Raw genomic sequence first — 11,536 nt, forward strand, 5'->3', positions numbered from 1 at the left:
ATGTATAGCATATTCGCTCTATTGTTGATTGTAGTGAGTCATGAACTAGGCCATTATTTTTTAGCTATTTTGAATAATGTTAAAGTTATAGAATTTTCTATTGGCTTTGGTAAAAAAATACTTTATACGAGTTTTGGGAACGGTACACAGTGGCAAATTCGCCTAATACCTCTTGGTGGGTTTGTTAGTTTGCATGGATATCATGGCACAGATATAAACGACTCTTCAGCCTTTTGCAATAAATCTTTGATGGCGAGATTTGCAATTGTAGTAGCGGGGCCACTGGCGAATTTCATATTAGCATTCATTCTACTATTTTCTCATTACTTCCACGATGGGGTGCCCCAGATAGGTAATGTTGTAGATGGGGTGGTACCTAGTTCTTATGCGCAAATGGTAGGCGTGAAAAAGGGCGATACTTTGCTGAGCGTCAACAATATCCCATTGGATGAAAAAAGCGGAACAACTAAAATAATTAAAAAGGCTATATCATCAAAACTACCTATATTAATGCAGTTTCGCAGAGCGAATAACAGCTCATACACTCTACAAATAGAACCTGAGGCTTTGGAAGAGAAGCAAATTATCGGAATAGTTTTCAAATATACATCAGGCTCACCTCATCAATTTTTCAGCAGCATTTCGACTACTGTGCATCATATTGCTACGCAAACACAAGATATAATTCGACAATTATATCGAGCCTTCACAACCCATCAATACTCTCAAATCAATGGCATTATTAGCGTGTATACTGCAGCTAGTGATTTAAGTAAAAATAATAATACATTCTGGGGCGCGTTTTTAATGCTTGCTACAACACTATCAATCAATCTGGCAATATTCAATTTATTGCCAATTCCACCTTTTGACGGAGGAAAATTATTTTTGATGTCCCTAGAATTACTGTTGCCAAAACAATTTATACTGGTTTTAGAAAAAATTATGGGGTGGATAGGTAGCGCTTTAGTACTGTTCTTACTTGTAATTTCTTTATTAAATGATATAAATGCTTTGTAATACTTAATAAAATAGATTAGAATTTACGCATCGAAGCGTAAGTTTATCATTAGCAATAAAATATGAAGCGTTTATTATTTTTCTTTTTTTCTTTTGTTCTATTATTCTCCCAAGTACAGGTACAAGCGCAAGTAATCAAATCGGTAAAAATAGATGGAAATTATAGAATAGAAACATCTACGATTTTAAATTATTTAAATCTAGATGTTGGGCAAAATTTAACAGAAACCAAAAAAGACCAAGCTATTAAAGCATTATTTGCTAGTGGTTTTTTTGAAGATGTACAGCTAAATTGCGATAACGGTGTTGTGTTAGTGTTGGTAAAAGAAAATCCGCTGATTCATAAAATTATTTTTTCAGGAAATAGTAAAATTAAATCAGACGCATTGGGTAACGAGGTTTACAGTAAGGCTGGCCAAGCGCTAAATAAAACCAAAATAGCCGCAGACGTGGAAAGAATGGTTGAGTTATATAAGGCATCTGGTAGATTTAACGTAAAAATCACCCCGCATATTAAAGCAAGAACTAGTAATGTTGTGGATATTACTTTCAAAATAATAGAGGGGCCCAAAACGCTCGTACGTCATGTTTATTTTGTAGGTAACGACTGCTACTCCTCCCGTGAGCTACAGGCTGTGATAGTTACTAAAGAGAGTAGATGGTATCGATTCTTTGCAAACGATACATATAGCCCATATAAGGTGGAGTATGATAAAGAGCTACTCACTGCATTCTATAAGTCAGTTGGTTTTGCAGATGCGCAAGTGCTCTCAGCCACAGCAGAACTATCGCAGGCCAAGGACTCATTCTCTATCACTTATACTATTTCTGAAGGTATCAAATATTCTTTTGGCAAGGTAGGTCTAACCGATAATATACCAGACTTAAAGGAAGACTTCTCTAAATATCTCAAGTTTATTAAGACTGGAGATGTTTTTAACATTAATCACGTAAATGCAGTAATAGAAGCGATTAATGCCCGATTAAGCGATATAGGCTATGCGCAAGCTAATATTACTCCGCAAATTCAAACAGATCCTAATACTAGGATAGCAAATGTGCACTTCTCTATTGATTTAGGAGCGAAATACTACGTAAATCGCATCAATATCATTGGTAATGTTAAAACAAAAGATTCCGTAATTAGAAGTAGATTTAAATTATCAGAAGGCGATATATTTAATAGCTCTATGTTTGCAGGTGGGGTTTCGAATCTAAAAGCGCTAGATTATTTTGAACTGAATCCTACCGTTACGCAGGCAGAACAAGGGCTGGATAAATATAATATTAATCTAGAAGTTCAGGAAAAAAGCACCGCTCAAATTGGCGCTGGCGCTGGATATAACACTACTAGTGGCATCTTTGGTAATGTGTATTTCAAAGAAAGAAATTTCTGTGGTACTGGTAAAAACCTTAATTTAATGGCTCAGATTGCTAAAAATAGCAAGCTCAGCTTTGTAGGTTCTATTACGGAACCGCGTTTTTTCGATAAAGATTTGGAGTATACTAGTGCGCTATATATTGGCGTACAGAAGGGCGGCAAAAAGGCAGTGAATGTGAGCGAATCTTATAATCAAAAAACTTTTAGTTTTGATAATAGTTTGCAATATGATATCACAGACCGCCTATCTCACTCAGTGAACTATCTCATCAAAGATGATAATTTAAAGGCGCCTAGCAGCACCTCCTCACCTTTATTGCGTGAGCAGATGGGTAATTTTGTCACCTCTGCCATAGGTCAAAAACTACGCTATTTTGCTATGGATAGTAATATTGCTGCACGACGCGGTTATAACGTTGTGTTCTCTGAGTCATTCGCTGGTCTTGGTGGTAATAATAAATATTTTAAAAATGAATTGGAGTTTAGGGTTATTCAGTATTTTAAAAATAATTCGATATTTTTAAAAGTTGGCGCATCCGTTGGTAATATTATGGCTGTAGATAATATGCTTAGAATTAATGATCGCTTAAATTTAGGTGGTATTAGTTTGCGTGGCTTTGCTTATGGCGGCGTGGGTCCTATGGATACTAAAACAAAAACTCACTTGGGTGGACAAAACTATTATGCTGGCTCTGCAGAACTGCAGTTTCCTATAGGCGCACCTAAAGAATTTAATGTAAAAGGTGTGGTGTTTTGTGATGTAGGAAATGTGTGGGGTATTTCTAAAGCTATACAAAATAAATATGGATATGAGATATCTGAGGGTAATTATTTTCGCACTTCTGTTGGAGTTGGCATCAACTGGCAAACAAGTTTGATGCCTATTCAGATATACTTTAGCTGGCCAGTACGATATTTGAAAAAAGAGGATGTAGTGGAAAGATTCTTTATTAATATGGCGACTGATTTTTAAATAGCTCGCTCGCTCACTCTACTTTTTGCTTTAATTTGCTATTCCATGCATTAAACCTCTTTTTGAAACCACGCAGCAGAGGTTGGGCGAAATGCATGGAGCAGGGAGCAAACAAAGCGCATGATGCGGAAGTTAGCCGACGCAAGCATTGGAGCCCAACACGGTTAGCGTCAGGAGCTTATCGGGGCTGTGTTTTTATCGTTTTATCCATCCCAAGCCTCCATTTCCTTCTCTTCTGCCGTTATTATCTTCTCTCCACGTCTTTGAACCAGTATTTGCTTGTTGGCGCTTTCTGTCGCTTTCTGTTTTGCTTTCAATTCTTGCCGCCATCTCTTTCACGTTAGGTCTAGATTGGGACTTATCACGCTCTACGCTCTCTGATATTTTACGCTCATCAGTCTTTTGCCCGCTTGTTTTTGTTTTCTTTGTTAGGTCAACAATGCTCTTGATCTGCTGCGCCTTCTGTTCATTAGACCTCTTTCCTAACTCTACTTCTGATGGCAACCGCTTCGTCGCTCCGATGCGCAAGTCCCCACGTACTTCATGTACGCTGCGGCTCTGTGCTTCGTATACTCCTCGCATTTGCTCATCATGAACGAGTTTCGAAAGAGGTCTATTATTCAAATGCTGTACTGTATGAGCGCTCTTATCCACATTCGTCCATTTCGCACCTCCATTTCCTTCTCCCACACCTGCCTCATCTACTTTCCATCGCTTTCCGCTCTTATGACGCCCTGCTATCGCGGAGCCGGCGACCTGCGACTGGAGCTGTTGCGTATCTCTTTGATTCCGAATATTCCGCGAATCCTGCTTTGTATGATCCGAGTTTTGTGCAATAGGAGTCTCGCGTCTATCTGATTGTGTTAGCTGATCTTGTACGTGAATAGAATGCGATTTTTTCGGAGATTTACTTAGCTGCACCTGTTTTTGGACGTTTTGCACCAATGCCACGACGTCTTGATTTACTTGCGTACTCTTCAGTGTATCTTTGTTATGTCGCACACCATTCTTATCATTCTGCATCTCATTAACTTTCTTCATTATTTCATGCTGATTGTTTCTCGCGTATTCATGCATCGACCCGCCAACGAACTTTTCCGTATTTATATTCTGATCTATTTTGTGATTCAGCCCCTGCATAGTATTATTTATAGTGTTTGAGATATTCTCATCAACTTTTTGCACAAACTGTTCAGCATTACTATTTATACTATTCACAGCATTATCTATACCTTCTTGTATATTATCAATAGCACTTTGCGTTTTAGATTGTATTTGTTTCTCTATTTTTAGTTGTCCTTGACGAACTTGCTCTGTTGCATACTGAATCTTTCGCTCGCCAGTTTGTACTAACTGCTCCGCTTTATTCTGTATACTATCTAAACTTTTTTCCGCATTATTTTTAATAGTATGAATGGTGCTGATCGCATTACCTATTTGGTCATTTAAATGCGTTACTTCTTTAAATGCAAGAGACTTTACTTGATCAGTTTGCTTTAAAAACAATAGTTTTATTCGTTGATAAAGTAGCGCAAACATTTCTTTTATTTTAGTTATAATACCCTGACTCACCTGTCTCTCTTCCATCGCTTTTAAAGACAAATACTGATAATCTTTGTCATATATATCAGTCTCTGTAATAAGATCATCTATATCGTCAGGATTAGTAGTTTCCGTAATATAAGACTTTGTATCATTGTCATCATATCTACTGTTATTCGCATTATCTCTATCACTCTCTGTATACAATGAAGAATTGTAAGGTGCAGATTCTCTATATGGCTCGTCAAATCTATCACTTGAACTGACGGGTAACACCTGAGGATTGTTGCTAGCTCCCTGCCCTGCATTGTCCACCTTTACATCATCTTGGCCAGCTGTGGAGGGTGTTTGATTATTTGTTTGCTTCGTATTGGTAGTATTAGATGAGTTATTATTAATTGCAGGGATTACAGTATCTGGCTGCACATTAGAATTATTCGGAACCGGAATAGAATTATTAGTATGGGTAATAACATACTGCGATGGATTAACAATCTCCGATACACGTGGTGTTTGCTGCTGCAATCCTTGGTTACTTAGAAAGTTATCATTAGGCGTAGAAGACGTTTGATTATTTGTTTGCTTCGTATTGGTAGTATTAGATGCGGTATTAGATAAGTTATTATTAACTTCAGGAGTTGTAATTGTCTGCTGCGGTTCTTGCGGCCACGGCCTGATCGGTTGCTGGGTTTGATTACTTGGAATGTTATTATTAATATTCGCACCTGGAGTATTTATACTCGCTCCCGGAATGTCTTTCTGAACAGTCAAAGTATCTTGCTGTGGAACGGAAATATTCTGCTGAACCCGCTCCTGCGAGCGCGCCAAATCATACTCTCGCACTCGTGCCGTCAATGCCTCATACTGTGTTTTATTTACTGGCACAGTATAGCATTTATTATTTACCTCAAAAAACCCAATACCAGTTTTTGGATCAAATTGCAGAGGCGTTGGCGTTACCACAGAAGCTATCTTTCCATTTGAATCAAAGGTGACGCTAAAATGCAAAGCGTTATTTCCTTCAATAGGTATCATGGATCCGCCACTTGTATCATATAAAACCAAAGACACGGTTACATCTTTAGCTGTATATTTTGTAAAATCTACAGTTCTATAGCCTTGCAACTGATATTTACTCCCGCTGGTACTGGTTATAGATATAGATGAATCATAATTATATTTCGTTTCTACAAGTGAGTTATCGACACCATCTCCACCTAACTTTCTCTGTATAATCTTAACGCCTTGTTGTTGATTATTGAAATTATTAGTACTGTCTTCCTGCCAAGAAATTTTACCTTTGCCCTTATCGTCGCCAGCTGCTGCAAAAATAATCTTTTGTACTTTTTGAAAATCATTTAATGCGCCACGAATACTCTGCTCATTGAACGTCTTATGCATTTCCTCCATTTCTTCCACGCTAAGAAAGTGATGAGAAGATCCACTATACTTTTGTGCTTGGAGAGAGTCAACTCCATGAAAAATACTGCGAACATTGGTTAAATGTGCTCGATATGCATTTCTTAGGTTTTCTATATCTACCTTAGCCTGTTGATCATTTACATTCATAGATTGCTCTGAACCCGATGCGAGTCGTATATTACCTTGCACTCCAGTGAATTGTGACATAAATACCTATCAATAATAAAAAACATAAGAAACTTTTCTACTATTGATTGTAACATAAAGCAACGAGATAATATAGAGGGGGTAAGTAGAAAATAAAAAAAAAAGGGGGGGGTAAGGGGTATAAGAAGAGAAGAATATAAGAAGTAGATTATACTGGAGCGGGTGAAGAGATTCGAACTCTCGACTTCGACCTTGGCAAGGTAGCGCTCTACCCCTGAGCTACACCCGCAAACAGAACAAATTCATTTTAATCAAGATTTATACACAAGTCAAGAATATATTAAAAAAATATCACGCAAATATTCGGTAATAAGTTAATTAAGAAACTTATTAAAATAAAATGGCAGAGGAGCGCTTAACTCAATCTCATTACCCAATAACGATGAAGGGATAGTTAATTCCTTAGCATGTAACAACATATATTTTTCTTCGCGTCCACCATACTTACGATCCCCTACTATAGGACAATCAATACTGGCTGCATGTATGCGAATCTGATGATTACGTCCGGTTTTAGGCCGAAACGCTATCAAACTTCCCTGCCAATCTACGCCATTTTCAATACCTCTTAATTTAGTAATTAATTGATAATGAGTCACGCTATTATTTGCTTGCACCTGCATCTGGCCTTTTGAATCTTTCGAAGCAATATAACTATCTATCACACCCCGATCCTTTGGGGGATGACCAGACACCACGGCATAGTAAGTTTTCGTAATATCATGCATTTTAAAACCATGTGCAATTTTCTGTGCTGCAGTTAGGTTTTTGGCAATCATTAACACTCCACTAGTGTCTTTATCTAACCTATGTACTAAACGCCATAAATCAAAATGCGAATAGTTATTAATGTAATTAATGTAGGCGATAGCATGGTCAATCGATATTAAAACCTTACTACCACCCTGAGTAGGAATTTTAGTAGGTTTGTTAATTGCAATTAGGTTATCATCTTCATACACACGCCACTGATCTAGCATCTTATTTGCCAAACCAACAACATTATCGCAAAATCGCACGTTTTGAACTGTGCTTGGCGCTATAATAGAAACTAAAGAGTTTAATCTGTAAATCGTAATCTCGTCGCCATTTTGTACCCTATAAGCGCTATGAGTTTTGTGAGAATTCACAAGAATATCTCCTTTTCTTATAGCCTTTTCAATATTAGACTGTTGAATGGACCCATATTCGATTCTAAGGTATTTATCTAACCTTACGGCATAGTTAATTTGTACCGTCAATACGGTGATGTGAGATGTGCGCATAGCAGTTTAGTAAAGTTATTTAGCAGTTTTACTTTCTAGCGTTAAACCTTCTTACAAAATTAATAATTTGGTTATACATTATAAATTTGAATTCAAGTTTAAGCTATAAATTTTTATGAACAGCATAAAAAGTGATAAAAAAATCGAATTATTCGAAAATTACTTAGACGTCGCATCTGGTTATGAGCTATTAATTTCAAACGCCCCTTTGATAGAACAAATATACCAAGACTACTGCGCTAATCCATCTAGCGTATCGAGCCAATGGCGCATCTTTTTTGAAGCAATAAAAAGACAAGATACTATCCGCCCGCCATCTCATTCACTGCATATTGATGAAGAAATTCGTAATTACTATAGAAAATATGGGCATTTCTTAGCGCATCTTGACCCACTCACTACTCATAAGAAAAACAAAACATCGCAATATTCGCAATACCTAAAACAACTCAAAACTCACCCGCATGACGCTCAAAAAGCAATGATATCTCGTAATCGCTACGCTGGTTCTATCGGAGTAGAATTTGATTACATCGATGATATTCAGAAGAAAGAATGGCTATTTAGTCACTTTGAAGACTTAATGGATCAATTACTCGCAAAGAAGAGTCGAATTCCTACTCAATCCACTCATGATTATCCTAACCAGCAATCAACTTCAGCAATCTCCCATTTAGAATTAATTATGAAAGGGGAAATGTTTGAACAATATCTACACACCCAATTTCCTGGCGCCAAGCGCTTCTCTCTAGAAGGGTGCGAGGCGCTGCTAGTATTTTTGCAATCTATACTAGAGCAGTCAGAGCAAAGTAACGTAATATTAGGCATGGCTCACAGGGGCAGGTTAAACGTGCTTACAAATATCCTGGGTAAACCTTATAGTGCAGTAATAGCCGAGTTTATGGGTCATGGCTTAGAGTTTGAATGCTGCGGTGACGTGAAATATCACCTAGGTTATTCTGGTAGCGTTGATGTGAATGGTAAAAAGTTAAACGTAACTTTAGCCTACAACCCATCTCATCTAGAGTCAGTAAATGCAGTTGTATGTGGCATGGCAAGAGCTAATATAGACCGTGGTATACCTACCGGCACCATACTCATACATGGGGACGCGGCTTTTTGTGGCCAGGGTGTAGTTGCTGAGTCTTTGGCGATGTCAGATCTAGAAGCATATAATGTGGGAGGTAGTATACATGTTATTATTAATAACCAACTTGGATTCACCGCTAACGCTAAAGATACTAGAGGGCAAAGATATGCAAGCAATTTTGCCAAAATTATCTCTGCACCTATTTTGCACGTTAATGCCGAACAAGTAGATGAAGTTGTCATGTCCGCCGATTTTGCTGCTAGCTATATTAGACAGTTTAAGCAAGACGTTGTGATAGATTTATATTGCTATCGCAAATATGGACATAATGAGGGTGACGAACCCATGTATACTCAAGCGCCTATATACAACATTATTAAAAACAAACCGAGTTTGCTGCAACTATTTAGTAAGCAGCTATTGGATGCTAAAATCTTAAAGCAGGAAGTTTTTTTAGAAATGCAAAAACAGTTTAAGCAAACTCTCGAATTGAATCGCCAGAAAGCTTTGCAATACAAACCATCTTTACCAGCAAGTGATATCAAGCCATTTAATATACAACACGCTACAGAAGAGGAATTGATAGAGCTGGGATTGGAATTATGCAAGATCCCTGCGGGCTTTCCAGCTAATCACAAAATTACTAAAATGCTTGATGCTAGAGCAAGGACATTGCAAAACCGCAGCCCATTAGATTGGGCTAGTGCAGAGCAACTAGCTTATGCTTTGTTAATTAAGCGAGGAATGAATGTGCGGTTAGTGGGGCAAGATGTTGGCCGTGGCACTTTTTCTCATAGGCATGCCGTACTACATAGCCAAATTAATGATGACCGTTATATACCGCTAGCACAATTAGAGTCTGCACAAGTAACGCATGGACAAACCAACAAATGCGGTAAATTCGAGGTATTTGATAGCATCTTATCAGAATATGCGGCGCTAGGGTTTGAGTATGGTTATTCGCTCGGCAATTCCGATACATTAGTGATTTGGGAGGCGCAATTCGGTGATTTTGTGAATGGAGCACAAATAATGATCGATCAGTTCATTAGCAGCGCCGAAGCAAAATGGGGTATCAAGAGTAATTTACTGTTATTTCTCCCGCATGGCTTAGAAGGGCAAGGACCAGAACACAGCTCTGCACGATTAGAAAGATTTTTGCAACTTTGTGCACAAAATAATATGCAGGTAGCTTATCCCACTACTCCATCATCTTTCTTTCATCTCATTGTGGAGCAGGCTAGCGCTAAGCAGGTCAGGCCATGTGTAGTGATGACCCCTAAGTCTTTGTTGAGACATCCTGCAGCTGTATCCAATATAAATGATTTGGTTAGCGGGGTCTTTCGAAGCGTTTTGACTGATCAGATCAACGCAGATCTTGAGAAGGAGGTGGAAAAAGTAATTTTCTGTAGTGGTAAAATTTACTATGATTTGCAAAACGCCTCGCTGAATGTTAATAAAAATATGTTATTAATCAGGTTAGAAAGAATATATCCTCTAGATGTGGTAGCGATAGAGAGTGTTTTAAATAAACTACAATATAAATCAAATGTCCAATTTATTTGGTGCCAAGAGGAGCCGGAGAATATGGGGGCTTGGAGCTTCCTGCGCGAACAATTGTTAAAGATTATACCAGGGCAAATGACGTATATTGGCAGAGATGCGCGCTCTTCGCCGGCGGTAGGATTAGCTGCGCGCCATACATTGGAGCAGGATCAGATTATTCTGCAAGCTGTGCAATAAGATTCGCGTCAAGCATGACTTTTGTGATGTTGATTTGACTAACTCGTTATCGGAATATCACTAATCATTGTAATAATGTATCCACTGCATACATCTCTCATTAGACCTCTTGCGTAAGTATTTAATTAACAATTAGCCAATGTGAAGGGTGAAGAAGGTTGTTCGTGATTATTAGACCTCTTTCCTAACTCTACTCCTGATGGCAACTGTGGCGACGCTGTCGATGCGCAAGTCCTCACGTACTTCATGTACGCTGCGGCTCTGTGCTTCGTATACTCCTCGCATTTGCTCATCATGAGCGAGTTTCGAAAGAGGTCTATTTTAGCATCAAGCGGCAAGTAATTTATTAACGAAATCATTTTTGAAATTAACAATTCCAGCAACAATATTAAACTTTAGATTATAACCCCTACGCTTATTGCGATATCTATGAGATAAAATACGAAAATTCTTTAGCTCTGCAATAATATTCTCAACCTTGATCCGCCTCTTAGAGACAATATGGTTGTATTTCTTTTGCCAGTAAGTTAAAGGCTTTTTCTTTGTTTTCTTAATAGGCGTTTTAGCATTATTATGTTTTTTCTTTAAGCCCTGATAGCCAGAATCAGCATAAACCCTTGTTCCAATAGGTAAAGAATCATCAGCTTTATGAATTTTAAAATCATGATCCCTGCCTTTATACGATTTCGAAACATTGCGAATTTGTCCAAATGAATTTACCCTTATTTCTGTTTTAAACGTATACTTCCTTTTCTTGCCTGAAAAATATTCTCTCTGTTTTTTGATAGGCTTTTCTATTATTTGCTCAGTAACATCAATTAGCTGGGCCGCCTCTTCGTAACTTAATTCTCGATTCTTCTCAATTGCAACTAGACCAGCCATAAGCGGCTCTA

7 protein-coding genes and 1 tRNA gene are annotated in these 11,536 nt (G+C 37.9%); 3 read left to right on the forward strand and 5 right to left on the reverse strand.

The window, feature by feature from the left end; genetic code table 11:
* Positions 1-1,020, forward strand: coding sequence for a M50 family metallopeptidase (locus Sarmat_RS00265; RefSeq protein ID WP_202148857.1), 1,020 nt, complete (start codon positions 1-3; stop codon positions 1,018-1,020).
* A gap of 62 nt (positions 1,021-1,082) precedes the next feature.
* Positions 1,083-3,374: an outer membrane protein assembly factor BamA gene (gene bamA, locus Sarmat_RS00270; protein WP_202148858.1), complete on the forward strand. Its 2,292-nt coding sequence runs from the start codon at positions 1,083-1,085 to the stop codon at positions 3,372-3,374.
* A gap of 195 nt (positions 3,375-3,569) precedes the next feature.
* Here bamA and Sarmat_RS00275 read toward each other — a convergent pair whose 3' ends face one another.
* From Sarmat_RS00275 to Sarmat_RS00285, 3 genes are all read right to left on the reverse strand, one after another.
* The gene (locus tag Sarmat_RS00275; protein ID WP_202148859.1) at positions 3,570-6,545 is read right to left on the reverse strand and encodes a hypothetical protein; all 2,976 of its coding nucleotides are present in this window, start codon (positions 6,543-6,545) and stop codon (positions 3,570-3,572) included.
* 154 nt (positions 6,546-6,699) lie between these two features.
* A tRNA-Gly gene (locus Sarmat_RS00280) sits at positions 6,700-6,774 on the reverse strand.
* Between the two features lie 85 nt (positions 6,775-6,859).
* Complete coding sequence (locus Sarmat_RS00285; RefSeq protein ID WP_202148860.1) at positions 6,860-7,810, reverse strand: RluA family pseudouridine synthase; 951 nt, start codon at positions 7,808-7,810, stop codon at positions 6,860-6,862.
* 115 nt (positions 7,811-7,925) lie between these two features.
* On the opposite strand from Sarmat_RS00285, the gene Sarmat_RS00290 reads away from it, so the two are divergent.
* Complete coding sequence (locus tag Sarmat_RS00290) at positions 7,926-10,643, forward strand: 2-oxoglutarate dehydrogenase E1 component (protein ID WP_202148861.1); 2,718 nt, start codon at positions 7,926-7,928, stop codon at positions 10,641-10,643.
* 125 nt (positions 10,644-10,768) lie between these two features.
* On the opposite strand, the gene Sarmat_RS00295 is transcribed toward Sarmat_RS00290, so the two are convergent.
* Together Sarmat_RS00295 and Sarmat_RS00300 are read right to left on the reverse strand one after the other, a co-directional pair.
* Positions 10,769-10,939 (reverse strand): hypothetical protein, encoded by a 171-nt coding sequence (locus Sarmat_RS00295; protein ID WP_202148862.1) that lies wholly within the window; start codon positions 10,937-10,939, stop codon positions 10,769-10,771.
* Between the two features lie 31 nt (positions 10,940-10,970).
* A partial coding sequence (locus Sarmat_RS00300) for a transposase family protein (protein ID WP_207187022.1) occupies positions 10,971-11,536 on the reverse strand: 566 nt, incomplete at its 5' end.

Source organism: Candidatus Sarmatiella mevalonica (genome assembly GCF_016751895.1).
Classification (GTDB): Bacteria; Pseudomonadota; Alphaproteobacteria; order Rickettsiales; family Rickettsiaceae; genus Sarmatiella; species Sarmatiella mevalonica.